Raw genomic sequence first — 25254 nt, 5'->3', positions numbered from 1 at the left:
AGTTGCATCACGTTGTTGGCGATGAAAAGGCTGTAGTAGCGGTAGGCGACCAGGTAGATGGCCACGGCTGCGACGACGATCCAGAGGGCGTTGATGGGTTCGCCGCGGCGCAAGGCCACGACACTCAACGCACAGGCTCCCAGAACAGCCACGGCAAACCAGGCGAGGTGTTTAACCAGACGGGTTGTCATTGCGTGTCTCCTGCCGATGTCCAAGAGGACTGCGGCGATTGTTTTTATAATGTGCCCCGGCTATTCGGAGCCGGCCCAATATCGGTGCAAGCCGTCAATAAATAAATCCGTAGTACTACGTAGACGCCGTCGGTCTTGCAGGGCCGGGCTTGCTTGCACAGGTCTGCTATCGGGTAGGATGTTTGGCATATGATGCCAGTCATCACGCCTCCCCTCGCCAGGCCCGGACAGGAGTACAGATGCTGCTCAAACACAAAATCGTCGCCCTCGGGATCCTGCCCCTGGTCCTGGCGATCGCTGTCATCTGCGTGCTGGTGATTTCCCTCAACCGCCAGTTGGGTGATCAGCAGGCGCAACTGATCGAAGACAGCATCCTGGCCAGCAAGCGCGCCGAGTTGAAGAACTATGTCGAGATGGCGCAGAGCCTGATCGCCCCGCTGTACAACGATGGACAGGGGGACGAAAAGGCCCAGCAGCAAGTGCTGGAGGAGTTGCGCAAGCTCAGCTTCGGCATCAACGGTTATTTCTTCGTCTACGATCGCCAGGGCCGCAGCCTGATGCATGCACGCCAGTCGGAACTGGTGGGCCAGTACCTCTGGGACATGAAGGATCCCCACGGCCTGCCCGTCATCCAGGCGCTGATCAAAAGCGCCGAGTCAGGCGAAGGCTTCCAGCGCTATGCCTGGAACAAGCCCTCCTCCGGCCAGGTGACCGACAAACTGGCCTATGTGGTCATGCTCGATCGCTGGGGCTGGATGCTCGGCACCGGGATCTACCTGGAGGATGTCGAACTCGCCACCCAGAAGGCCCGCGATGAAGTGGCCCAGGGCATCCACACCACCATGCAGGCCATCGCCGCGGTGGCATTGGTGGCGGTGCTGCTGGTATTCGCCGGCGGCATGACCCTGAACGTCAGTGAGCACCGCCTGGCCGACAAGAAACTGCAACGGCTGAACCAGCGCATCGTCAGCTTGCAGGAGGAAGAGCGCTCACGGGTGTCTCGCGAGCTTCACGACGGCATCAGCCAGGTGCTGGTGTCGATAAAGTTCCAGTTCGAACTCGCCAGCCATGTCCTTGAGAATGGCCAGGAAAATGGCCTGGGTATCCTGAAGAACGCCACCGACCGGCTGGGCCAGGCCATCGGCGAAATCCGCAGCATTTCCCATGACCTGCGCTCCTCCCTGCTCGATACCCTGGGCCTGCCGGCCGCCATCGGCCAGCTCGCCGCCGAGTTCGAACAGCGCAGCGGGCTCGAAGTGTCCTATCGAAGCAACGAATTCGACTGCCGGCTGGAAAATGGCGCCCCCGTCTCGCTGTTCCGCATCGCCCAGGAGGCCTTGACCAATATCGAACGCCACGCCGGAGCCAAGCGGGTCGCCATCACCCTGTTCGGTTCGGGCCAGTCCTTGCGCCTGACGGTGGTGGATGACGGCATGGGCTTCAACGTGCCCCAGGTCGAACGTGGCCATGCTGGCATCGGCCTGCGTAATATCCGCGAACGGGTCGAGCATTTCGGCGGCCGCCTGGAACTGACCTCGACACCCGGACGAAGCGAACTGGACGTCCTGCTCCCCATGAACATGTCGGTCACGCAAAGCTGATGAGCCCCCATTACAACAAGAGCGCCTGCCCATGAGCCTGCCCCCTGTAATCCGTGTCGCGCTGGTGGACGATCATTCCCTGGTCCGCGACGGCATCAGGGCCTTGCTGTCCGTCATGCCGCAACTGGAGGTGGTCGGTGAAGCGGAGAACGGCGAGCAAGCGCTGGAAATGATCGGTCGTTGCCAGCCGGACCTGCTGCTGATGGACATCGGCCTCAAGGACATGAACGGACTGGAACTGACCCGGCTGCTGGGCAAGCAGTACCCCAGCCTCAAGATCCTCATGCTCAGCATGTACGACAATCATGAATACGTGAGCGAGTCCGTGCGCTCCGGCGCCAGTGGCTACGTGCTCAAGAACGCCCCATCGCGGGAAATCATCGCCGCCATCGAAGCCATCATCAGCGGCGGCACCTTCTACAGCGCCGAGATCGCCCAGCGGCTCGCCGCCGATCCGAACACCGACAACGAACTGACCCCTCGCGAGAGCCAGGTGCTGCGCAAGATGGTCCAGGGCCTGAACAACAAGGAAATGGCCCGGGAACTGGACATCAGCGTGCGCACCGTCGAGACCCACCGCCTGAGCATCCGCCGCAAGCTCAACATCGACAAACCCGCGGCACTGGCGAAGTACGCCATCGATCACGGGATCATATCCAGCTGAACAGTGGACGGCTGACGCGGATGCAGCGGGCGGAACCGTCCACGCAAGGTTGCAACGGCGCCATGGCTCCGGCAGGTGCCTCGCTTCACTTCGCGAACAGCTGGCCCATGTCCTTGAAGGCCTTGAATTCCAGCGCGTTACCACACGGATCGAATAAAAACATGGTCGCCTGTTCGCCAACCTGGCCCTGGAAGCGAATATAGGGCTCGATCACGAATTCGGTGCCGAAGGACTTCAAGCGTTCGGCCAACGCTTCCCATTCCTGCCAGCCCAGCACCACGCCAAAATGCGGGACAGGAACGTCATGACCGTCCACCGGGTTGCTATGGACGCTTTCCTGGGACGGCGTCTTCGGATGTTCATGGATCACCAGCTGATGTCCGAAAAAATTGAAATCGACCCATTGGGCGCTGGACCGCCCTTCTCCCAGGCCAAACACTTGGCCGTAGAAAGCGCGGGCGGCCGCGAGGTCATATACAGGGATAGCCAGGTGAAAAGGCGCGATACTCATCGGGACTCCAGGGGTTTGAGGTCAGGGAAACCAGCCTAGCGCCGCGCAGAAGATAAAAAAATCAATATAAATCGCTCAGGAACACAACTATTCTTTGTGAATGATCAAAGAACTCAAAACACTGGTCGCCGTCTGCCGCGAGGGCACGTTCGCCGCCGCCGGCCACCGAATCGGCCTGACCCAGGCCGCCGTCAGCGCCCAGATGCAGCGTCTGGAAGCCGAGCTGGGCTTCCCGATCTTCGATCGCAAGGGTCGTAGCGCCCAGCTCAATCGGATGGGTCATCAAATCCTGCTCCAGGCCCAGGACCTGCTGCGCCTGTACGACAACCTGGGCTCCGCCAGCATCGGTGCGCCCGCCAGTGTCTTGATCAACATCGGCGCCATCGCCTCGGTACAGCGCTCGTTCCTGCCGGACGCGCTGGCGAAGTTCCACCGACAGTATCCGCAATGCCGAACCCGCGTGATACCCGGCCTGTCGATCGAGTTGATCAACCTTGTGGACGCCGGTGAGATCGACATGGCCCTCATCATTCGCCCGCCTTTCTCACTGCAGAGCGACCTGCGCTGGGCCACTCTGGTCCGTGAGCCCTACCGATTGATCGTACCCGCCGATGTGCCCGGGGATGACTGGACCGAACTGCTCGCCAGCCAGCCCTTCATCCGTTATGACCGCTCTTCTTTCGGCGGCAGGCAGGTGGACCGATTCCTCAGCCGGATGCCTGTCAACCTGCGAGAAATATGCGAGCTGGATGAACTGGATGCGATCATCAAACTGGTGGGAAAAGGCGTGGGGGTCGCGCTGATTCCCCAGACCGCCGCCCATCAGGACTGGCCCGGCGACGTCCGGGTGGTGGAGCTGGGGGAGCACACTTTTCACCGTGATATCGGCCTCGTGCATCGTCGCCCCCAAAGCCTGAGCGAGCCTGTGGGATCGCTCGTGCAATTGATGAGCGAACATATCCGACCGGACGGCCCTTGAACACGAGCCCTGCCGCCACCGCGGGCGCAAGCATGCCCAGCCCACGCCTTCGGTGACAGCCTGCAAGCACTTTCACTACACTGGCCCGTCTTGTCCCCTTCCCTTGCGAGATGTGCGTCCCTATGAAAAACACAATAAGCACAATGACGTTCTGCGGCCTGATGGCGCTGTGCGGCAGCGTCATGGCCGAGCCGGCCCCTTCCCATCTGGATCAGGTCCTGCAACGCGGCGAGCTCAAGGTCTGCACCACCGGTGACTACAAGCCCTACACCTACAAGGCTGAAAGCGGTGAATACGAAGGCATCGACATCGACATGGCACGCTCCCTGGCCACGAGCCTGGGGGTGAAGGTGCAGTGGGTGCAGACTACCTGGAAGACCCTGATGCCGGACATGCTGGCAGGCAAGTGCGACATCGGCATGGGCGGGATTTCCGTGACCCTGGAACGCCAGAAGAAAGGGTTTTTCAGTGACACCCTGGACGTGGACGGAAAAATCCCGCTGGTGCGCTGCGAAGACCAGTCGCGCTACCAGACCATCGAGCAGCTCAACCAGCCCTCGGTGCGCCTGGTGGAGCCCGCCGGCGGCACCAACGAAGCCTTCGTACGGGCCTTCCTGCCCAAGGGCCAGCTCAGTTTCCATGACAACGTGACCATCTTCCAGGAGCTGCTGGACAAGCGGGCCGACGTGATGATCACCGATGCGTCGGAAGCCCTCTACCAACAGAAACTCAAGCCTGGCCTTTGCGCCGTCAACCCGACCCGCTACCTGCAATATGGCGAGAAGGCCTATCTGCTGCCTCGGGACGACACCACCTGGAAAATGTATGTGGACCAGTGGCTGCACCTGAGCAAGGCCAATGGCAGCTACCAGAAAGTCATCGGGCAGTGGCTGGCGGTGCCAGGGGCTCGATAACGCTCTGATAACGATGCGTCAGGCTGTGGGAACGAGCCTGCCCGCGATGGCGCCAGGTCAGCCACACTGCAAGTCGCTGACACACCGCCATCGCGAGCAGGCGCGCTCCCACAGACTTGAACGGGACCCGATTCAGCTCACTGTCCTGCCCGCACCTTGGCGATTTCGTCGTACATCATCTTCACCAGGTTGGCGTCCAGGGACTGGGCGAACTTGTCGATCACCGGCCGCACCCGCTCGCGGAAGCGATCTTTCTCGGCCGGGGTGAGTTCGTTGACGGTCATCGCGCCAGCCAGCGTCGCCTTGGCCTTGTCCATGCTCGCCGCGGTGACTTCCCGCTGGAAGTGCTGCGCTTGGGCGGCGGCCTCGCGAATCATGGTTTTTTCAGCATCGTTGAGGCGATTCCAGGTCTTCTGGCTGATAATCAACGATTGCGGGTTGAAGATATGGCCCGTGACGGACAGGTATTTCTGCACCTCGTAGAACTTGTTGCCCTCGATCACCGTGAACGGGTTCTCCTGGCCGTCGATGGTGTGTTGTTCAAGACCGGTGTAGACCTCGGGGAACGCCATCGGCACGGGGTTGGCCCCCAGCGCGGAGAAGGTTTCCAGGTAGATGGGCGACTGAATGACCCGAATCTTCAGGCCCTGCATGTCTTCGAGCCGGTTCACCGGATGCTTGCTGTTGGTCAGGTGGCGAAACCCCAGGTCCCAGTAGCCCAGGCCGACCAACCCTTTGCTGTCCAGTTGCGCTGCGAGCTTCTGGCCGACCGGTCCGTCGATCACCGCATGGGCCTCGGCGGCGTCGTTGAACAGAAACGGAAAGTCGAGCATGGCGAAGTCCGGTGCCTGGGCCGCCAGGATGCCCGAGTTGAGCACGGTGATATCCAGCGTACCGCCCTGCAGGGCAGACACCGTCTGCACGTCACCGCCCAGCGTGCCGCCGGGGAACAGGCGGACCTTGATCTTGCCGCCGCTCTTTTCGCTGAGCAGGTCGGCGAACTTCTGCGCCCCCTGGCCCTGTGGATGTTCCTTGACGTTCTGGAACGCGAATCGCAGGGTGCGCTCGCGTATCTCGTCCGCATGGCCGGCCACGCTGCCCAGCAGCAACCCCGTCGCACATGCCCCGGCCAACAGGGTCTTCATCAGTTTTCGCATGTCACTCTCCATTCATTATTGTTGTTGAGGTCGAGCTGACCAGGCTTGCACCGGGCTCATCCGGTGAAGAACTTCAACGGCCCGAGGACCAGTTGCGGGAACAGCACCAGCAGGAACAGCACCACGAATTGCGCGAGCATGAACGGCCAGACCCCGCGGACGATCTCCTCGAAATCCAGCTTCGCCACGCCGCACACCACATTCAGTACCGTGCCCACGGGCGGGGTGATCAGGCCGATGGCCGTATTGATCAGAAACAGCACGCCGAAATACACCGGATCGATCCCCGCCTGGATGACCGCGGGCATCAGCACCGGCGTGAGGATGAGGATGGTCGGCGTCATGTCCATGACCGTTCCCACCAGGATGATCAACGCCATCATCACCAGCAGCAGGAGGGTCTGGTTGTCCATGAAGGGTGCCAGCAGCTCCGCCAACTGACCCGGCAGGTCGGCAATGGTCACCAGCCAGGATGAAACCATGGCCGCCGCCACCAGCAGCATCACCACCGAAGTGGTCCTGGCCGAGGACAGGATCACTTCGTACAGTTGGCTGACTTTCATTTCCCGATAGATCACCAGGGACACGAACAGCGAGTAGACCGCCGCCACCACTGCGGCTTCGGTGGGGGTGAAGATGCCGAACTTCAGGCCCAGGATGATGATCAGGGGCAGGCCCAGCGCCCAACTGCCGTCGAGCAGGGTGCGCAGTACTTCGGCGCGGGAGCGCTTGGGGGGCGTTTCCACATGCTCGTTGCGCGAGATGTACCACCAGGCCACGGCCAGCGAAGCGCCCAGCAACAGCCCTGGCACGATGCCGGCCAGAAACAGCTTGGAAATCGACACACCGGACGCCACGCCAAACACAATGAAACCGATGCTGGGGGGAATGACCGGCGCAATGATGCTGCCGGCCGCGATCAGGCCGGCCGACCGGCCCCGGGAGTGCCCGGCCAGCACCATCATCGGCACCAGCAACGCCGCCAGTGCGGCCGCGTCGGCGACGGCGGAGCCGGAGAGCGATGCCAGCAGGCAGGACGCGATGATCGCCACGTAACCGAGGCCACCGCGCTTATGCCCTACCAGGGCCATGGCAATGTTGACGATGCGCTTGGACAAGCCGCCGACATTCATGATTTCGCCGGCCAGCATGAAGAACGGCACCGCCATCAGCGGAAAGCTGTCGGCGCCATTGAGCAGGTTCTGGGCAATGATCTGCGCGTCGAACAGGTCCAGGTAGACCATCAACGCCACACTGACCACCAGCAAGGCAAACGCGATGGGTATGCCCAGCGCCATGCTGCCCATCAGGGACCCGAGGAAAATGGCCAGTGTCATGGGCGGTCACTCTTGATGGGGTTATGCGCCAGCGCTTGCGTAGCGTCGTTGTCCTTGATCATCACCAGCTCGTCGTCGCCGAGCTTGCCGAACAGGGCCAGGTAGAGTTCATGAAGCAGGATCGGCGCGGCACTGGCACCGAATACCAGGCCGGCGGCATAGAACAGCGCCATGGACAGACCGGATGCCGGTGCGACCACCTGCAGGTTGATCACCGCCTGCTGCCAGCTGCCCAGCAAGATCAACCAGCAGATGTACAGCATCAGCAGATGCCCGATGACCAGGCAGGCGCGCTTGCCGGCCGCTGGCAGACGCTTGACCAGGCTGTCCATGCCCAGGTGCGCGCGGTCCTTGAGTGCCACCAGGGCGCCGAGAAAAATCATCCAGACGAAGAACCAGCGCGACAGCTCCTCGGACACGCTGATGCCGGAGTTGAAGGCGTAACGCAGCACGACGTTACCGAATACCAGCACGATCATCGCGACCATGCACAGGACAATCAGCAACTTGAGCAACTTGAAATACAGATCGACGACTTTGGTCATCTTGAAGACCTCTCGGGTTTGTCGAGCGCCGGCCTCGGCGGCGCGATAGGACCGCAGCGGCGTGGGCCGCTACCGGGTCGAACCGGAGACGCAAATGGCTTCAGGAATGAAACGACAGAGCGAAGAGAGAGCGTGGGGTGCCCGCGGACGGCTGCGCATAGGGTGTTCCTCTATTTTTATTATGAGCCCCGCCGTATCGGACAAGACTGTTGCGCCTAAAATGTACCAACCGGTTAGTTCGGTCAATAACCCAGGCGTGCCCACCGTACAAAGCGTGCGATTATCGGCTAGGGAAAGTCCTCGGAATTGAGCACTGGCAGGCAGGTCTACAACGGATTTGTATCGGTCTGTATATGAACCCGCGACAGATACGAAACCGTCGATTTCGCCCTCTCCCGCCACACAGCGTCGATACATCCAGGCGTTTAACTGTGATCACCGGACAGCAACACCCTTCGCTGCCACGGACCCAATCCACTTGAACGCAAGGAGAACCACCATGCTCAGTTTCTCGAAGATATCCTCCCTGGCACTGGCCCTGACCCTGGTTGGCGGGGTCGGCGTGGCGAATGTCGCCTCGGCGAGCGCAACGCCCCACAGCCAGGCTGCGCAACACCTGGCTGAGGGCGGCTCCGACCGCTTGCTGGAACGTCGTGTCGCCGAGGGCGGGTCCGACCGTTTGCTGGAACGTCGTGTCGCCGAGGGCGGGTCCGACCGTTTGCTGGAACGTCGTGTCGCCGAGGGCGTGTCCGATCGCTTGCTGGAACGTCGTGTCGCCGAGGGCGTGTCCGATCGCTTGCTGGAACGTCGTGTCGCCGAGGGCGGGTCCGACCGCTTGCTGGAGAATCGTGTCGCCGAAGGCGGCGCCGATCGCTTGCAGGAGCTGCGCGAACGCAGCGCCGCGACCGTCGCCTGAAGGTCCCGTCAATGCCCTTCGAGAAGCTGCGTGGCGTGACAGAGAGTGCCGCCACGCCAGCTTCGAGACGGCTCGCAAAGCACTAGTGGCTTCAACTGAGTACCACTACCCCACCCGGTAATTCGATGCATCGGGCCCCGTAGGCGTCGCGGATCAGCAGCGCCACGCCAGCCAGTTGATCGAGACGGAAGCGCGCCTGGACCTTGCGCTGGCCCAACTCACGATTGAGCAGCAACAACATGCCCGGACGGTAGCGGTTGATTTCATCGATGACGCTGGCCAACGTGGCGTCGTTGAAGACCAGCACTTGCTCGCGCCAGGCAACGGCAGCCGATACATCGGCGTTCTGTGGCTGGCCGGTACGGCCATTGCCGTAGGTCAATTGCATGCCCGGCTCCAGACGCAAGCTCTGCCCCTGTACCTGCACCTGCACGACGCCTTCCAGGCAGGTAGTGCAGACGCTCTGGTCCACGTAGCGGATGTTGAACCGTGCCCGTGCAGCGCTGATCCAGCCAGTGCCGGCCTGGACGCTGACCGTCGAGACACTGCGCCCCTGCACTTCGATCTCTCCAGCCAGCAACTCCAGTGCCTGCCCTCCCTCTGCCAGCGCACGGCGACTCAGGCGGGTCTGGGTATTGAGCTCCAGGCTGATTCCATCGCCCAGTTCCACCCGCCGCTGCTCGCCAACCTCGGTGACGTAGTCGGCTCCCAGCCCGGAAATTCCGCCGGGCACCATCGTCCTGATCAACAGGAAACCCGCCGATGCCGCGATGGCCCCGCCCAGGAATGCCCGACGGCCGAAATGCCGCGGTGCCTGCATGGCCTCGGCGGCCGGCAGCAGCCCCTGCCAAAGCGCCTTGGCCTGCTCGAATGCCTGGGCGTGCGCGGGGCTTTGCCCACACCATTGGCGCAAGGCCCGGGCATCGGCCACGGTGGCCCGTCCCGAGGTCAGCAGGATCAGCCAGTCTCGGGCCTCGTCGGCCAGTCGAGCCTCTGGCGTGGCATCAGGGGAAGCGATGCTGAAGATGTTCAAGCGCACACGTACTCACGAATTGATCCGATCCAAGGGTTGTACGTAAAGTCGCCACGCGGCGAGCAGGCCAGGCGAAAACAGGCGAGCAAGCGCAGTTGACGGGTTGCCAATGAGCGTTGCGAGCCTGTTCTCAACGGCAGCAGGGTCGTCGCGCAGGCACTTTTCGTACACAGCCTAACCTTCAAGACTGTTTTCCCGCCCCGGGACCGAACCGTTGAATGACTTTTCTTTCCAGGCGTTGGGCGCAATGCCCCAGCGCGGCCTTGATTTCCTTCTCCACCATCCGGGTGGAAATACCGAATCGCTGGGAAATTTCCAGGTGCGGTGCTTCTTCCAGGCGCGCCGCGATGAAAATCCTGCGCCGGCGCGCCGGCAATTCATACAGTGCCTTGAGCAAGGTCTGCAGTTCCTTCTGCCCGCCCACGACCCGGGCCGGGTCCAGCGCCTCATCCGAAACCTGCAGCAGTTCGTCGATCTCGCCGCCGGTCAGCAGGCGAGCATCGGCTTGCCGGCGGTCGGCGGCGATGTTCAGGGCCATGCGATACAGATAGGCGTTGGGCTGGGCGATGTCCGGCGTGTCGTCCATGCGATCGACTCGCAGGTAGGTCTCGTGCAACACATCGTTGGCCAGTTCCTCGGAACCCAGGCGTCGGCGCAGGCGAACCTTGAAATCCTCGTAGGAGGTGAGGAAAAGCCTGACCATCGGGTTGCGACCAGTGTCTTTCATTGCCCGAACCCCCCTTCCCCTGCTGTGCATTCCATGCGTTTTCCTGATGAGTCGGGTAACAAGAGCAGGGTCACCGGCTGGCGCAACGACGAGGGCGCCGGGCGGTCGATCCTGAGGTTCTGCATACTGTTGACCAGGGCCTTGTCACGCATCAGATCCCCGGTGGAAGCGACCAGGCGAGTGTGCTGGACCACCCCGTCGCGGCCGATCCACACCTGCAGCAACGCGCGAAAGCTGCCCGGACGGGTCAGTGGCGACGCACACAAATTGCGTTGGATGACCGCCTGGATGGCCGCCGCATAATTGCCTTCACTCAACCCCGGCGCAGCGCCGGGAGGCAGCGCGACTTCACGGACCCGCACCGGCTGCAACGTGAAGGCGTCCGCCCGGGCGTAATGCGCCGCAAGCCCTGTACCGCGCAGCAATACGTTCAAGGCTTCGGAAGGCGTGAATCGCCCCTGGACACCCAGGGTCTGGCGTCGGCTCGACAACCCGTGGTCCACCAGCACCGCCATGCCGGTCGCCCGGCTGAACTGCTCCAGCGCCGTGGTCAATGCCTGGGGCGCGATGTCCAGCTCCACCAGGCCAACAGCCCGCACCGGAGCGGCCAGCAGACACAACCACACCATCAGCCAACCCAAGGGGGGCCTGGTCAATCCACGCCTGCATCCACCCCTGGCGCTGCCTTGCTGCACGACTGACGTATCCGTTGAAAAACGTCATCCTGAGGGCTGTTTATGAATGTCGTATGACACCTGATACAAATCCCTCGGACCGCACTAGACTGATGCCCTGACAACGCACCGTCCGCGGTGACGGGCCAGGAGGTCAGCGATGAAACAGTGGATGGGCATGACGGCGGGAGTGGGATTGTTCACGGTGCTTTGCAGCGCCTGGGGCGACGAGGCGCCGGCCTGTATCGAGGTGACGGTGGGTGGCTACAAGACCCCCGACTACAACTGCCTGAGCCGTCAGATGGGCAACGATCCACAGGCCGCGGCCGCCGCTCGACAGGCCCGGGAAGCCCTGGACGTGCCCGTCGAGCGGCGGCCGCCCAACAGCGTCGGCCTGGCAACACCGGCGGCTACCGGGGTGCGCATGGGCAATACGTTCGGCACGTCGGTCAAGCCCCAGAGGCCAGCCAGCGGCCAATGACTTCGCTGCGCCTCAACAGCCGTCCGGGTGCCGTGTCGATCAAGCGCTGGGACTCTGACGGAAACTCACCGCCAGACGATTCCAGGCGTTGATGGTGCTGATCGCCAGGGTCAGGTCCACCAGCTCTTCTTCGGCGAACTGACTACGGGCCAGGGCATAGACGTCATCCGGCACCTGGCTTTCGGCCAATAGCGTGACCGCTTCGGTCCAGGCCAGGGCAGCACGTTCGCGCAGGTTGAAAAAGCCGCTGTCGCGCCAGACCGCCACGGCGTAGAGGCGTCGTTCGGTCTCACCCTGGCGTCGCGCGTCCACCGAGTGCATGTCCGTGCAAAAAGCGCAGCCGTTGAGCTGCGAGGCACGAATCTTGATCAGGTGCAGCAGCGCCGGCTCGATGCTCAGGCGACTGGCCAGCGCTTCCAGGCCGATCATCGCTTTCATCGCCCCGGGGGAGGCGCTGTAGTAATCCAGACGCTGGCTCATGGCGGGCTCCGTGGCGTTCGATAGCGTCACGGTAGGGCCTGCGGGCCGCCAGGGACAGGTCCAATTCAACGAAAAAACCGGGACCACCGTCCAGAAGCCAATAGGCGGGATTTTCACCACGCAACTTCTACGCGCTTATCCAATACGGGTAATCTTGCCCCTTTGATGCTCGCCGCAACCAATTGCCCCAGGAGCCAGCGGGTATGGAACTTCATGTCGTCATCAACGGCCGCAAGGACCTGACGAGCCAGTTGTATCAACAATTACGCAGCGCCATCGAAAGCGGCCGCCTGGCCGCCGGTACCCAACTGCCCCCCAGTCGGTTGCTGGCCGAACAGCTGGGGGTGTCTCGCAAGACGGTTTCCGATACTTATGCGCAGCTCACCTATGAGAACTTCCTGACCGGCATCATAGGCAAGGGCACCTACGTCAACGCCCATCCGGCCAGGATCGTGCACAAGCAGAGCCACCGGGAGCTGGCCGGCGCCGAGGTGGTGCAAGCCTGGCGCAACATGCCGGACCTGATGCGCCACCCCAGCGTCGAGAGTGCCCTGCGCTACGACTTCATCGGTGGCGCCACCGGCAAGGGCCAGTTTCCCCTGGACGACTGGCGCCGCTGCACCGCCCATGCCCTGCGCCAGATCGCCAGCCACAAGGGTTTCTATAGCCAGCCCGAAGGCCTGCCGGCGCTGCGCAATGCCATTGCCCGGCACGTCGCGTTTTCCCGCGGGGTCAATTGCCAGGATGACGACGTGGTGGTGTGCAACGGCGCACAACAGGCCCTGGACCTGATCTCGCGAGTACTGACCTGTCCCGGTAGCCTGGTGTCCATGGAAGACCCGGGCTACCCACCGGCGCGCCTGCTGTTCGGTTCCCATGGGGCGACGGTGGCCGGCGTGCCGGTGGACGACCAAGGCATGCGCGTGGACCTGATTCCCGACGGTACGCGGCTGATCTACGTGACCCCTTCCCACCAGTTCCCGTTGGGCATGCCCATGAGCCAGGCGCGGCGCCAGGCCTTGCTGGCAAGGGCCTACGAGCTGGGGGCGATCATCATCGAGGACGACTACGACAGCGAGTTCCGCTACGAAGGACGCCCTGCCGACTCCCTGCAGAGCATGGACGAACGCGGCATCGTGGCGTACGTCGGGACCTTCTCCAAGACGCTGCTGCCGGAACTGCGGCTTGGTTACGCCATCCTGCCACCGGCCATTCTCGAAGCGGTGATCCTGGCCAAGCGCCTCACCGACCAGCACACCTCCACCCTGCCCCAATGGGCCTTGGCCAAGTTCATCGCCGAGGGCTGCCTGCTCAAGCACATCCGTCGATGCCACACCCTCTACGCCGGTCGGCGCGAACGCATCCTGGCCCGCATGGCCGGGGACCTGTCTCCCTGGTTCGAAGCCGTGCCCACCACCGCGGGCTTTCACCTGGCGGTACTGTGCAAGGTGCCGATCGACCTGGCGCTGGTGATCGAGCTGGCGAAGAAAGCCGAAATCGGCTTGTACAGCCTCGACGGCTTCTTCAACGAAGCGCCGGTCCGCCCGGGCCTGTTCCTGGGTTTTGGCGCGATCGAAACCCTGGACATCGACACCGCCCTGGACCGCTTGCGGGACATCCTGCAACAGCTCGCCTGAGGCGATTGGACTGGTCATTTATCCGCCCATTGGCTGTTTTAGCCTTGGCCTGGGGGGCCTATCCTGCACAGGTGCCGTTGAGTGCCGAACAACCCCGTCCGACTTGATTCAGGAGCCAGCGCAATGACTCGCCAAGTGATCAATACCGTACAGGTGCAGGCTGCCGCCGGCCGCTCGGAAGAGCTGGGCCGGCAATTGCAGCAGATCGTCGAAACCCTGCGTGCCCAGCCGGGCTGCGACGCCTATATGGTCGACCGTTGCCCGGAGGACGGCGATCGCTGGACCGTCAGCGCCCGCTGGCAATCGGAAGCGGCCATGCAGGCCCACTTCAATTGCCCCGAAGTGCAAGGCTTCATCGGCCTGATCGACAATCGCCTGGCCCGCAGCGTGGACTTCAACAGCTTCCCGATTGTCTGAAGGTCGCCGCTTTATTGCTGCCCGGCCAGATTGTGGTGAGGGGATTGATCCGCTCACCGCAAAGGGGCTGGCCAGCTCATCGCACTGGCCAGCCTGCTGTGGATTCGCCCCCATCATTGGTCTACCCACCTTCCGCAAGATTGGACGTTTGCTTGCTTCACCCTGGGGCTTAGGGTGGATTCATCGCCGCAACAGCGCGAATCCACTCACAACCACACAGGTCATGTCCCCATGAAAACACTCTGCCTGATCGCCGCCCTCGGCCTGCTGCCCCTCGCCCAGGCCTACGCCCATGAAACCGCGCCTTCGGAAAAGGTCACGGTGCTGCAGGAAAAGGCGTTGAAGAACCTGCCCGGTAAAAAAACCATGATGCTCACGGTCGACTACGCGCCGGGCCAATCCTCCATTGCCCACAAACATGAAGGCACGGCCATGGCCTATGTGCTCGAAGGCGCCATCACCTCACAGGTCAAGGGCGAGCCGGCGACCACCTACAAGGCCGGGGAGTTCTGGTATGAAGCGGCGGGTTCCGAGCACCTGGTCTCGAAAAACGCCAGCGCGACCGAGCCGGCGAAACTGCTGGTGTTCATGGTGATGGGAAAGGATGAAGCGGTATTGATACCGCTGAAAAACTGACGATCACACTACAAGCTCGCTTCCACAGGGGCCACAGTCAATCCTGAAAGGCAAAAAAGCCCCGCATCTCGCGATGCGGGGCTTTTCATTCAACGCCGGATCAGTTGGCCGTCACGACCGCCTGACCGCTCAACGCCAGGTCCAGCAGTTCGCGGTTGGCCACCGCGTACATGGCGTAGTCGGTACCGTTGGCGGCACGGATGTCCACCAGCATCGCACGCCAGCGCTCGACCATGCTGTGATGCTGCTCCAGCCACAGCGCCAGGCGGGTTTCCACGTCCTGGGTGCCATCGCCCTGTTGCAGGACCGAGATGGTGATCGCCCGCTGCTGCCAGTCGACATCATCGCGGAACGCTTCGCGGGCCAGGGCCTGCCAGTTGTTTTCCACTGGCAAGGCGCTGATCTGCTGCAGGTACCAGGTGACGTCCAGGGCGCTGCCCACGGCGAAGTAGGCCTTGGCCACATCGGCGGCGTTCTGGCCCGTCACGTCGGATGCCTCGATGATCGGCAGCAAGGTGTACAGGTGCGTGGTGCCTGCCACCATGCGCGCCAGCAACTCCGGCACGCCGGCCGCCACATAGGCCTGGTAGCGGGTCTGCCAGCCTTCGCGGGTCGGACCTTCCAGCAGTTCGTCGAGCTTGAGGCCCAACGCCGCCAGGTGCGGACCGAAGTGCGCGACGTCGCGGGCGGCGTTCTGCTCGTTGCGGCGGCTGCGCAGGAACCAGCGCGTCGCGCGGCGTCCCAGGCGCATCAGCTCGTCCATCAGTTCCAGCTGGACGTCCGCCGAGACCTGGTGGTCCAGGGCTTCGATCTGGCGGAACCAGTGTGGAAGGTGAAAGATATCCCGAACGATGACATACGCACCCGCCACGTTCGCCGGGCTCATGCCAGTGGACTCTTTCAGCCGCTGGACGAAAGTGATGCCCATGTGGTTGACCAGGTCGTTGGCGATCTGGGTGCTGACGATCTCGCGCTTGAGACGATGGCGACGCATGGCTTCGGAGAACTTGCTCACCAGGGTCGGCGGGAACGCGGTTTCCATGTCCCGGGTCAGGTAGTCGTCGTCCGGCACCAGGGAGTTGAGCAGCGCCTCCTTGAGGTCGATCTTGCTGTAGGAGATCAGCACCGACAGCTCGGCACGGGTCAGGCCATGGCCCGCCGCGACGCGTTCGGCCAGTTGCTCCTCGGTCGGCAGGAACTCGATGGCGCGGTCCAGCTTGCCCCGGGCTTCCAGGTCGTTCATCAGGCGCTTGTATTCGGCGATCCGCACGAAGGCACGGCGGGCCGCCAGGGACAGGGCCTGGGTCTGCTTGTAGTTGTTGCCCAGCACCAGGCCACCGACTTCGTCGGTCATGCTCGCCAGCAACTGGTTGCGTTGCTTGTCGGTCATGTCGCCGGCCTGCACCACTTCGTTGAGCAGGATCTTGATGTTCACTTCGTGGTCGGAGCAGTCCACGCCACCGGCGTTGTCGATGAAGTCGGTGTTGGTGGCGCCGCCATGCAGGCCGAACTCGACGCGACCCAGCTGGGTCATGCCCAGGTTGCCGCCCTCGCCCACCACCTTGCAGCGCAGCTCGTTGCCGTTCACCCGCAGTGCATCGTTGGCCTTGTCGCCGACGTCGGCGTGGCTCTCGCTGCTGGCCTTGACGTAGGTGCCGATACCGCCGTTCCACAACAGGTCCACCGGTGCCTTGAGCAAGGCATTGAGCAGTTCGGTCGGGGTCAGCTTGTCAGCCTTGATGTCGAATCGTTCCTGCATCTGTGGCGTGATGGCGATGCTTTTCGCGCTGCGCGAGAAGATACCGCCGCCTTCGGACATGATGCTGGTGTCGTAGTCGGTCCAGGCCGAACGCGGCAGGTCGAACAGGCGCTTGCGCTCGGCGAAGCTGCTGGCCGGATCCGGATTCGGGTCGACGAAGATGTGCAGGTGGTTGAACGCCGCCACCAGCTGCAGCTTGTCGGACATCAGCAGGCCGTTGCCGAACACGTCGCCGGCCATGTCGCCGATGCCCACCACGGTGATGCTGTCTTCCTGGACATTGATGCCACGCTCGCGGAAGTGGCGCTGCACGCCCACCCACGCGCCCTTGGCGGTGATGCCCATCTTCTTGTGGTCGTAACCGGCCGAGCCGCCCGAGGCGAACGCGTCGCCGAGCCAGAAACCGTAGTCGATGGCGATGCCGTTGGCGATGTCGGAGAAGGTCGCGGTGCCCTTGTCCGCCGCCACCACCAGGTACGGGTCGTCATGGTCATGCCGCACCACGTTGGCCGGCGGCACCAGGGCGCCGTCCTTCAGGTTGTCGGTGATGTCCAGCAGGCCCGAGATGAAGATGCGGTAGCAGGCAACGCCCTCGGCCGCGATCTCGTCCCGGCTGCCGCCCAGTGGCAGGCGACGTGGCAGGAATCCGCCCTTGGCCCCCACCGGCACGATCACCGAGTTCTTCACCTGCTGGGCTTTTACCAGGCCCAGCACTTCGGTGCGGTAATCCTCTTCACGGTCGGACCAGCGCAGGCCGCCGCGAGCCACATTGCCGAAGCGCAGGTGCACGCCCTCGACCCGTGGCGAGTACACGAAGATCTCGAACTTGGGCACCGGCTTGGGCAGTTCCGGGATCAGGTGCGGGTTGAACTTGAAGCTGAAGTACGACTTGTTCTGGCCGTGGGCGTCGGTCTGGTAGAAGTTGGTCCGCAGGGTGGCCTTGATCAGGTCCAGGTAGCGACGCAGGATGCGGTCTTCGTTGAGCACCTGGACATCGTCCAGGGCCGTGAGGATCGCCTGTTCCAGGCGCAGTTGCTTGTCTTCCAGGTCGTCGCCGCTGAGTTTGCGTGCCAGGTAGAAGCGGGTCTTGAACAACCGGGTCAGTTCGCGAGCGATATCGGTGTGGTTGTTCAGGGTGCTGGCGATGTAACCCAGGTCGAAGCCCAGGCGGATCTGCTTCAGGTAACGGGCATAGGCTCGCAGCAGCGCCACATCGCGCCATGGCAGGCCGGCGGTCAGCACCAGGCGGTTGAACGCATCGTTCTCGGCATCGCCGCGCACGATGTGCACGAAAGCGTCCTGCAGGGTGTCGTTGAGCTGCTGGATGTCCAGGTCCAGGCCTTCGGCGGCGGTGAAGGCGAAATCGTGGATCCAGAACTCGCGGCCGTTGTTGTGGCGCAGGCGGTACGGGAACTCACCCAGCACGCGCAGGCCGAGGTTTTCCAGGATCGGCAACACGTCGGACAGGGCCAGCGGCGCGTCGGCGTGGTACAGCTTGCAATGCAGCTCGCGCTGGCCGGATACCTGGCCCAATGGCTGGTAGAAGCTCATCACCAGCGGATTGGTTTCGTTCAGGCTCAGCAGGTGCTGCATGTCCACCACCGCCGAATGGGCGGCAAAGCGCTCGCGGTAGCCGGCCGGGAAGCCTTTGGGGAAGTCCGCCAGCACGTTGGTGCCCTGGGCTTCGCCGAAGCTCTCGATGACCAGGCTGGCGTAGTCGTCCTTCCAGCTGCGGCAGGCCTGTACCACTTCCTTTTCCAGCAGCAGCGGGTCGATGTCGATACGGTTCTTCGGGTCCACCCGCAGGATCAACTGCACACGAGCCAGCACGGACTCGGAGAAGAAGGTCCAGAATTCGCAGTCCGTGGCCTTGAGGCGATCCATCAGCACTTGCTGGATCTTCTGGCGCACTTCGGTGGAATAGATGTCGCGCGGCACGTAGGCCAGGCAGTAGCAGAAACGGCCATACGGGTCTTTGCGCAGGAACACGCGGATCTTGTTGCGCTCCTGGATCTGCACGATGGACATCACGGTGCTGAACAGCTCGTCCACCGGCGTCTGGAACAGGTCGTCACGGGGCAGGACTTCCAGTACCTGGGCCAGTTCCTTGCCCAGGTGCGCCTTGGCCTGGAAGCCCGAGCGCCGCTCGATTTCCTCGACCTTGCGGCGGATGTACGGGATGACCCGCACGCTTTCGCCGTACACCGAGGAGGTGTACAGGCCCATGAAACGGCATTCCTTGATGACCTTGCCGTCGGCGTCGATTTCACGGATCGACACATAGTCCGGGTAGGCCGGACGATGGACGCGGCTCGGGTGCGCGGCCTTGGCGAACGACAGCGGAGTCGGTTCACGCAGGTAGTTGACGGCGTAGTCCTCGATGCGCAGGTCATCGGCGGTCAGGCCGGCGCGCAGCAGCCTGGTCAGGCCGAGGAACGAATCGGGGTTGTACTCGATGTGCCCACCCTCGGCATCTTCACGGACCACGAACTCTTCATAGCCCAGGAAGGTGAAGTGGTTGCCCACCAGCCACTCCAGGAAGGTCTTGATTTCGCTCTTTTCATCGGCGTCGATGGCGTAGGCGCTGTTGTCCAGGCCCACCAGGATGTCCTGGACCTTGGCTTTCATCGGTTCGAAGTCGGCCACGGCCACGCGCACTTCGCCCAGCACCTGCTCGAGTTCCTTGCTCAGGACGTTGAGTTCGGCGGCGTTGGCGCAGCGGTCGATTTCCAGGTACATCAACGACTCTTGCAGGATCCCCTCGCCCTGGGTGCCCTTGGGCAGGATTTCCAGCAACTCGCCCTTGGCGCCACGGCGCACGCTCAGCACAGTGGTTTGCAGGGTATGGATGCTGTAGCCGCGACGGTTCAGCTCGGTACGCACCGAGTCCACCAGGAACGGCAGGTCGTGGTGCAGCACTTCCACGGCGGTGTGGGTCGATTGCCAGCCGTGACGTTCGTAATCGGGGTTGTACACACGCACCTGCGGTTGCGCGTGATCGAAGCGCTCAAGCAGGCGCCAGGCAGACAGGGTGCAACCGGCGAGGTCGGACAACCGGCGCTGGGTGAGTTCATCGAGGGAAATGATGCCGAAGAATTGTTCAGCGAACAGCGCCACTTGTGGCAGTGCCTGTTCACTGATGTGCTGCGCCAGTACCGCTTGCAGTTGATGCTGGAAGTCGGCTTTGCTGGCTGCGGTGAAGAACGCCATCTGTGGTACTCCGCTTGGGCTTGTTATTGATGAAAGCGTCGTGCAACCCCTCTCGGGCTGCCGGCCATCCTGTTCCTGGTTCTCGGGCAGAGGAAACAGGACGACAGGTGGGTGAAGCTGGACAAGACCCGCAGGTCACATTCCTTTTCCATGTAACCTTCCATGTGATGAACACCTGCCAAAAACACCCCACGGTGCTCTTGGCAGGTGCGCATCCGTTGCGCAGCTTAACGAGTGCGACAACGAGCATGCTTGCAGCGCTGCGACATATTCGGTCAACGGCTAGCTAAACAGCCGGTACGCACCGGACAACCCTAGCAGGCTGGGGACCAAACGGCACCCAGAGGCGGTAAACCAGCAGAAAATCCTTCGCGCTGGCAGAATCCACTTTTTGCACCCCGCACGTGCACTCGATCCTGGAGCCATCACCTTGAAAATGACCACCGCCCTTCTGATCGCCAACCCGTGTGATGAAGAAGAAGACAACATGGCCATGCTCTGCTGCCACAGCGCCCAGGGCGAAATGTTCCTCATGAGCCGTTATCCCGACGAGGACGAGCTGGAGATCGCGCTCGATGGCGAGCCTTCGACACTGGATGGTGTAAAGGTGACCCTCAGCCCGACCCTGCTGAAGATCGAGATCGCCGCGGCGCACGTCGATGCTCTCAATGGCGACGACGTGCTGGAAATCAGCCACTGCACCGATGCGGCGGATCTGGTGGAAGTGGAGTTGACCCTGCAGAACATTCTCCGGGGTACGGGGACCTACGTAAGACAGGACTGATTCCAGCGTTTCAATGGACGCTATCGCGAGCAAGCTCGCTCCCACAGGACTGGCGTCGTTCACCAACCTGTGCAAGTCACCATCGTGCAAGCGAGCTTGTTCGCGATAGCGGCGGCTCAGCTTGCAAGAGAGTGACCGTCACCTCAAAACCGTTCGCGACGTGGCAACCGTCGGTCGCTCTCGCATCGAGACGCCCTTGACGGGCGACTGGGTTCTGAGGTTTCCTGAAACCGGTTTCAGAACCGCTGAATAATTCCAATAAGCAGGTTTCCATCCGTGAATTCTTTCTCCGCCGCCCAGCGCAGCCGCGTCACCATGCTTGATGTGGCCGAACGCGCCGGGGTCTCCAAGGCCAGCGTCTCGCGGTTCATCGGCGAGGACCGCGCCCTGCTCTCCGAAGCCATCGCCCGGCGCATCGAGCAAGCGATCAGTGAACTGGGCTACCGTCCCAACCAGATGGCCCGCGGCCTCAAGCGCGGCCGTACTCGCCTGATCGGCATGCTGGTGGCCGATATCCGCAACCCTTATTCGATTGCCGTGATGCATGGTGTGGAAACCGCCTGCCGTCGCCATGGCTACAGCCTGGTGGTATGCAACACCGACCGGGACGACGAGCAGGAACGCCAGCACCTGGCGCTGTTGCGCGCCTACAACATCGAAGGCTTGATCGTGAACACCCTCGGCCATCACCGGGACGAACTGCTCGAACTGCGCAACGAGATGCCCCTGGTACTGGTGGACCGCAAGGTCGACAGGCTCGACAGCGACCTGGTGGGATTGGACAACCCCGCCGCCGTGACGATGGCCCTCGATCACCTTGAACAGCGAGGCTACCGTGACCTGCTGCTGGTAACCGAGCCGTTCGACGGGACCAGCTCGCGAATCGAGCGGGTCGAGAGCTTCAAGGCTGGCATCGAGCAGCGCCCCGCCCTCTGCGGCACCGTGGTGGAAATCTGCGATCAGTTGACCACGCGCATCGAGACCTTCCTGGCCCAGCCGGACCGGGGCCCCAAGGCGCTGTTCTGCGCCAATGGCATTGCAGCCTTGTCCGCCACCCGGGTGTTGCGTGAACTGGGCTGCGACCTGTTCGACGACGTGGGCCTGATCGCCCTCGACGACCTGGACTGGTATCCGTTGGTGGGCAGCGGCATCACGGCCCTCGCCCAACCCACTGCCGAGATCGGCGCCAGTGCATTCGAATGCCTGCTCAAGCGCTTGCGCGGCGACAGCGGGCCGGTGCGGACCCTGGATTTTGCGGCGCGGTTGATCGAGCGTGGGTCGACGCTTGGCAATGGTCGGTGATGGTGAGGGCGCTATCGCGAGCAAGCTCGCTCCCACACTGGATCTGTAGCGCATTGAAGACCCCTGTGGGAGCCAGCTTGCTCGCGATGAGGCCCTGAAGCTCCCCCTTTTTTTGACCAGAACTGAAACCGGTTTCAGAGGTGTGACAACAATGAACAAGCCACCCGTTTCCATCAGCCTTTCCAGCTACGGCGCCGACCTGGTGCGGCAACATGGCCAAGGCAGTTTCATCGATCTGCTGACCGCCGCCGGCGCCTCGCGGGTCGAATGGCGCGAGGAACTGCTCACCACCGAACAGCCCGCCGAGCTGGCCACGAGCGCCCAGGCCAAAGGTTTGCAGAGCATTTTTTCGTCCCCCCTCGAGCTGTGGCTCGCGGGCCGGTCCAAACCCAATCCCGCCCTGGCGCCTACCTTGCAACGTGCCGAGGCGTTCGGCTCCACATGGCTGAAAGTCTCCCTCGGTCACTTCACCGATTCCCATGACCTGTCAGCCTTGGCGGATGTGCTCGCCGCAAGCCCGGTGCAATTGCTGGTGGAAAACGACCAGACCTTGCAGGGCGGGCGAATCGAACCGTTGCAACGGTTCTTCGCCGCAGCCGAGCAGCAAGCGTTGCCCATCGGCATGACCTTCGATATTGGCAACTGGCAATGGCAGGACCAATCGGCGGCCATGGCGGCCCGGCAGCTCGGCCGCTATGTGGCGTATGTGCACTGCAAGGCGGTGGCCCGACGCGCCGACGGCAAGCTGGTGGCCGTGCCGCCGGCAGTGACGGACCTGCATGTGTGGGGACAACTGTTCAAACAGATGCCGGCCGGCGTGATGCGGGCCGTCGAATACCCACTGCAAGGCGAAGACCTGTTGCAGTTGACCAGGGAGCATGTGGCCGCCCTCGCCCAACTTGGGCAATCGAGCCGGGAGCCCGCCCATGTCTGAGCTCGATGTATTGTCGTTCGGCGAAACCATGGCGATGCTGGTGGCCGACCAGAACGGTGATCTGGCCTGCGTCAACCAGTTTCATAAACGCATCGCCGGGGCCGACAGCAACGTCGCCATCGGCTTGTCCCGGCTGGGCTTGCAGGTGGCATGGCTGAGCCGGGTCGGCGCCGACTCCCTGGGCCGTTTCGTGGTGCGGACGCTGGAGAACGAAGGCCTGGACTGCAGTCACGTGGCGGTGGATCCAGCGCACCCCACCGGATTCCAGTTCAAGTCCCGTACCGATGATGGCAGCGACCCGCAAGTCGAATACTTCCGACGCGGCTCAGCGGCCAGCCATCTGTCGGTGGCGTCCATCGTGCCGGCGCTGCTGCAAGCCCGTCACCTGCACGCCACCGGTATCGTGCCGGCGCTGTCGGCCACGGCTCGGCAGATGGCCTTCGAGTTGATGACCCGCATGCGCGAAGCCGGCCGTAGCCTGTCGTTCGATCCCAATCTGCGACCAGGCCTGTGGGCCAGCGAGTCGACGATGATCGGCGAAGTCAATCGCCTCGCCGCCCTCGCCCACTGGGTCTTGCCGGGACTCGGCGAAGGGCGGCTGCTGACCGGGTACGACGAGCCCGCCGACATCGCCGCGTTCTACCTGGACCAGGGCGCCGACGCCGTGGTGATCAAGCTCGGCGCGCAGGGTGCCTATTACCGCACGCCGCTTGAACAAGGCGTTGTGCCTGGCGTGCCGGTGGCGCGCGTGGTGGACACCGTGGGCGCCGGCGATGGATTTGCCGTTGGCCTGGTCAGTGCGTTGCTCGAAGGACGCGCCATCACCGAGGCCGTGCAGCGCGCCAACTGGATTGGCAGCCGCGCGGTACAGAGCCGTGGAGACATGGAGGGATTGCCGACTCGCATTGAGTTACTGGCTGAATTTGAAACCGCCTATCGCGAGCAAGCTCGCTCCCACATGGGATCGAGTTAACCCCTGTGGGAGCGAGCTTGCTCGCGTTAGAGGCCACCGCAAAACACACCTGCTGCAAACAAAAACAACAAGCTCAGGAGTCAACGACATGCAAACGCTCAACCTCGCCACCCGCCGCTGGTGGTACATCATGCCCATTGTGTTCATCACCTACAGCCTGGCCTATCTGGATCGGGCCAACTACGGGTTCGCCGCCGCCTCGGGCATGGCCGAGGACCTGATGATCACACCGGGGTTGTCGTCCCTGCTGGGGGCCCTGTTTTTTCTCGGCTACTTTTTCTTCCAGGTACCGGGGGCGATCTACGCCCAGAAGCACAGCGTCAAGAAGCTGATCTTCGTCAGCCTGATACTCTGGGGCTCGCTGGCGACGCTGACCGGCGTCGTCTCCAATGCCTATTGGCTGATCGTGATCCGCTTCATGCTCGGCGTGGTCGAGGCCGCCGTGATGCCGGCCATGCTGGTTTACCTGTGCCATTGGTTCACCCGGGCCGAACGCTCGCGCGCCAACACCTTCCTGATCCTCGGCAACCCAGTGACGATGCTGTGGATGTCGGTGGTGTCCGGTTATCTGGTGCAGCAGTTCGACTGGCGCTGGATGTTCATCATCGAGGGCCTGCCGGCGGTGTTCTGGGCCTTTATCTGGTGGCGCCTGGCGGATGATCGTCCGTCCCAGGCCAAATGGCTCAACGCCCAGGAAAAACACGACCTGGAGAGCGCATTGGCAGCGGAACAGGTCGGCATCAAGGCGGTGAAGAACTACGCCGAGGCCTTCCGCTCGCCCAAGGTCATCATCCTGGCGCTGCAGTTCTTCTGCTGGAGCATCGGGGTCTATGGGTTCGTGCTGTGGCTGCCGTCGATCCTCAAGGCAGGCCAGCAAATGAGCATGGTGGAGGCCGGCTGGCTGTCGTCCTTGCCGTACCTGGCGGCGGTGGCCGGCATGCTCGTGGTGTCCTGGGCGTCGGACAAGGCCCAGAAACGCAAGCGTTTCGTCTGGCCGCCACTGCTGGTCGCCTCCATCGCGTTCTATGCCTCGTACCTGCTGGGGCCCGAGCATTTCTGGTGGTCCTACAGCCTGCTGGTGGTCGCCGGGGCCTGCATGTATGCGCCGTACGGGCCGTTTTTCGCCATCGTCCCGGAGATCCTTCCGGCCAATGTCGCAGGTGGCGCCATGGCGTTGATCAACAGCATGGGCGCCCTGGGCTCCTTCGGCGGCTCCTACCTGGTGGGTTACCTCAACGGTTCCACCGGTTCTCCAGGCATGTCGTTCCTGCTGATGAGCGGCGCACTGCTTCTGTCGGTGGTGCTGACCCTCGCCCTCAAGCCTGGCGCCAGCGACCGGGTCGAATCCAAGGCCGCCAAGCCACACCCGGCGACCGCCCACTCCTGAATCGA

Annotated in this window: 24 protein-coding genes; 14 read left to right on the top strand and 10 right to left on the bottom strand. The window is 62.9% G+C overall.

What is annotated here, in order from left to right:
• The coding region (locus BLP99_RS03880; RefSeq protein WP_143007928.1) for a carbon starvation CstA family protein at nucleotides 1–191 on the bottom strand (191 nt) is incomplete at its 3' end.
• 239 nt (nucleotides 192–430) lie between these two features.
• On the opposite strand from BLP99_RS03880, the gene BLP99_RS03875 reads away from it, so the two are divergent.
• Nucleotides 431–1792, top strand: a complete 1362-nt coding sequence (locus tag BLP99_RS03875) for a cache domain-containing protein (protein ID WP_072398947.1) — start codon at nucleotides 431–433, stop codon at nucleotides 1790–1792.
• 31 nt (nucleotides 1793–1823) lie between these two features.
• On the top strand, nucleotides 1824–2456 hold the full coding sequence (locus BLP99_RS03870) for a response regulator (RefSeq protein ID WP_072398946.1): 633 nt from the start codon (nucleotides 1824–1826) through the stop codon (nucleotides 2454–2456).
• A gap of 85 nt (nucleotides 2457–2541) precedes the next feature.
• On the opposite strand, the gene BLP99_RS03865 is transcribed toward BLP99_RS03870, so the two are convergent.
• Nucleotides 2542–2967, bottom strand: a complete 426-nt coding sequence (locus tag BLP99_RS03865) for a VOC family protein (protein WP_072459554.1) — start codon at nucleotides 2965–2967, stop codon at nucleotides 2542–2544.
• A gap of 100 nt (nucleotides 2968–3067) precedes the next feature.
• Here BLP99_RS03865 and BLP99_RS03860 point away from each other — a divergent pair, with 100 nt between their 5' ends.
• Together BLP99_RS03860 and BLP99_RS03855 are read left to right on the top strand one after the other, a co-directional pair.
• Nucleotides 3068–3946: a LysR family transcriptional regulator gene (locus tag BLP99_RS03860; RefSeq protein ID WP_072398944.1), complete on the top strand. Its 879-nt coding sequence runs from the start codon at nucleotides 3068–3070 to the stop codon at nucleotides 3944–3946.
• 122 nt (nucleotides 3947–4068) lie between these two features.
• Nucleotides 4069–4860, top strand: coding sequence for a transporter substrate-binding domain-containing protein (locus BLP99_RS03855; RefSeq protein WP_076407118.1), 792 nt, complete (start codon nucleotides 4069–4071; stop codon nucleotides 4858–4860).
• 137 nt (nucleotides 4861–4997) lie between these two features.
• Here BLP99_RS03855 and BLP99_RS03850 read toward each other — a convergent pair whose 3' ends face one another.
• Genes BLP99_RS03850 through BLP99_RS03840 form a run of 3 tightly spaced genes read right to left on the bottom strand, consistent with a single transcriptional unit; the run spans nucleotide 4998 to nucleotide 7899 of the window.
• Nucleotides 4998–6017, bottom strand: a complete 1020-nt coding sequence (locus BLP99_RS03850; protein ID WP_072398942.1) for a TRAP transporter substrate-binding protein — start codon at nucleotides 6015–6017, stop codon at nucleotides 4998–5000.
• A gap of 56 nt (nucleotides 6018–6073) precedes the next feature.
• Nucleotides 6074–7354, bottom strand: a complete 1281-nt coding sequence (locus tag BLP99_RS03845; RefSeq protein WP_072430552.1) for a TRAP transporter large permease subunit — start codon at nucleotides 7352–7354, stop codon at nucleotides 6074–6076.
• Nucleotides 7351–7899, bottom strand: coding sequence for a TRAP transporter small permease (locus tag BLP99_RS03840; protein ID WP_072430551.1), 549 nt, complete (start codon nucleotides 7897–7899; stop codon nucleotides 7351–7353). The genes BLP99_RS03845 and BLP99_RS03840 overlap by 4 nt, the downstream gene beginning before the upstream one ends.
• A 499-nt stretch (nucleotides 7900–8398) precedes the next feature.
• Between BLP99_RS03840 and BLP99_RS03835 the strand changes: the two genes are divergently transcribed.
• Complete coding sequence (locus BLP99_RS03835; RefSeq protein ID WP_256327603.1) at nucleotides 8399–8815, top strand: hypothetical protein; 417 nt, start codon at nucleotides 8399–8401, stop codon at nucleotides 8813–8815.
• A 91-nt stretch (nucleotides 8816–8906) separates the two neighbouring features.
• Here the strand turns inward: BLP99_RS03835 and BLP99_RS03830 are convergent, their stop codons facing one another.
• The 3 genes from BLP99_RS03830 to BLP99_RS03820 all read right to left on the bottom strand — a co-directional run bounded on the left by BLP99_RS03830 (nucleotide 8907) and on the right by BLP99_RS03820 (nucleotide 11204).
• Nucleotides 8907–9848: a FecR family protein gene (locus tag BLP99_RS03830; protein WP_072398949.1), complete on the bottom strand. Its 942-nt coding sequence runs from the start codon at nucleotides 9846–9848 to the stop codon at nucleotides 8907–8909.
• Nucleotides 9849–10029: 181 nt separating this feature from the next.
• The gene (locus tag BLP99_RS03825; RefSeq protein ID WP_072430549.1) at nucleotides 10030–10575 is read right to left on the bottom strand and encodes a sigma-70 family RNA polymerase sigma factor; all 546 of its coding nucleotides are present in this window, start codon (nucleotides 10573–10575) and stop codon (nucleotides 10030–10032) included.
• Nucleotides 10572–11204: a secretin and TonB N-terminal domain-containing protein gene (locus BLP99_RS03820; protein WP_072459550.1), complete on the bottom strand. Its 633-nt coding sequence runs from the start codon at nucleotides 11202–11204 to the stop codon at nucleotides 10572–10574. Before BLP99_RS03820 ends, BLP99_RS03825 begins: the two co-directional genes overlap by 4 nt.
• A gap of 205 nt (nucleotides 11205–11409) precedes the next feature.
• Between BLP99_RS03820 and BLP99_RS03815 the strand changes: the two genes are divergently transcribed.
• Nucleotides 11410–11730 (top strand): hypothetical protein, encoded by a 321-nt coding sequence (locus BLP99_RS03815; RefSeq protein ID WP_072430547.1) that lies wholly within the window; start codon nucleotides 11410–11412, stop codon nucleotides 11728–11730.
• Nucleotides 11731–11769: 39 nt separating this feature from the next.
• Here the strand turns inward: BLP99_RS03815 and BLP99_RS03810 are convergent, their stop codons facing one another.
• Nucleotides 11770–12210, bottom strand: a complete 441-nt coding sequence (locus BLP99_RS03810; protein ID WP_072398935.1) for a carboxymuconolactone decarboxylase family protein — start codon at nucleotides 12208–12210, stop codon at nucleotides 11770–11772.
• Between the two features lie 203 nt (nucleotides 12211–12413).
• Here BLP99_RS03810 and pdxR point away from each other — a divergent pair, with 203 nt between their 5' ends.
• The 3 genes from pdxR (at nucleotide 12414) to BLP99_RS03795 (ending at nucleotide 14900) form a co-directional block, all read left to right on the top strand.
• The gene (gene pdxR / locus BLP99_RS03805; RefSeq protein ID WP_092179766.1) at nucleotides 12414–13847 is read left to right on the top strand and encodes a MocR-like pyridoxine biosynthesis transcription factor PdxR; all 1434 of its coding nucleotides are present in this window, start codon (nucleotides 12414–12416) and stop codon (nucleotides 13845–13847) included.
• Between the two features lie 123 nt (nucleotides 13848–13970).
• Complete coding sequence (locus tag BLP99_RS03800) at nucleotides 13971–14264, top strand: antibiotic biosynthesis monooxygenase family protein (RefSeq protein WP_072398933.1); 294 nt, start codon at nucleotides 13971–13973, stop codon at nucleotides 14262–14264.
• A gap of 231 nt (nucleotides 14265–14495) precedes the next feature.
• Complete coding sequence (locus tag BLP99_RS03795; protein ID WP_072398932.1) at nucleotides 14496–14900, top strand: cupin domain-containing protein; 405 nt, start codon at nucleotides 14496–14498, stop codon at nucleotides 14898–14900.
• 100 nt (nucleotides 14901–15000) lie between these two features.
• On the opposite strand, the gene BLP99_RS03790 is transcribed toward BLP99_RS03795, so the two are convergent.
• On the bottom strand, nucleotides 15001–19869 hold the full coding sequence (locus tag BLP99_RS03790; protein WP_072430545.1) for an NAD-glutamate dehydrogenase: 4869 nt from the start codon (nucleotides 19867–19869) through the stop codon (nucleotides 15001–15003).
• Between the two features lie 430 nt (nucleotides 19870–20299).
• Here BLP99_RS03790 and BLP99_RS03785 point away from each other — a divergent pair, with 430 nt between their 5' ends.
• The 5 genes from BLP99_RS03785 to BLP99_RS03765 all read left to right on the top strand — a co-directional run bounded on the left by BLP99_RS03785 (nucleotide 20300) and on the right by BLP99_RS03765 (nucleotide 25249).
• Nucleotides 20300–20653, top strand: coding sequence for a hypothetical protein (locus tag BLP99_RS03785; RefSeq protein ID WP_072398930.1), 354 nt, complete (start codon nucleotides 20300–20302; stop codon nucleotides 20651–20653).
• 276 nt (nucleotides 20654–20929) lie between these two features.
• Complete coding sequence (locus BLP99_RS03780; RefSeq protein ID WP_072430544.1) at nucleotides 20930–21955, top strand: LacI family DNA-binding transcriptional regulator; 1026 nt, start codon at nucleotides 20930–20932, stop codon at nucleotides 21953–21955.
• 151 nt (nucleotides 21956–22106) lie between these two features.
• Nucleotides 22107–22889: a sugar phosphate isomerase/epimerase family protein gene (locus BLP99_RS03775; protein WP_092179764.1), complete on the top strand. Its 783-nt coding sequence runs from the start codon at nucleotides 22107–22109 to the stop codon at nucleotides 22887–22889.
• Nucleotides 22882–23862 (top strand): sugar kinase, encoded by a 981-nt coding sequence (locus BLP99_RS03770; RefSeq protein WP_072398927.1) that lies wholly within the window; start codon nucleotides 22882–22884, stop codon nucleotides 23860–23862. The genes BLP99_RS03775 and BLP99_RS03770 overlap by 8 nt, the downstream gene beginning before the upstream one ends.
• An 88-nt stretch (nucleotides 23863–23950) precedes the next feature.
• On the top strand, nucleotides 23951–25249 hold the full coding sequence (locus BLP99_RS03765; protein WP_072398926.1) for an MFS transporter: 1299 nt from the start codon (nucleotides 23951–23953) through the stop codon (nucleotides 25247–25249).
• Nucleotides 25250–25254: the final 5 nt, after the last annotated feature.

This window comes from Pseudomonas sp. NFACC32-1 (assembly GCF_900101215.1).
In the GTDB taxonomy this organism is placed as follows: domain Bacteria; phylum Pseudomonadota; class Gammaproteobacteria; order Pseudomonadales; family Pseudomonadaceae; genus Aquipseudomonas.
This window is presented reverse-complemented; position numbering and strand designations above follow the sequence as displayed.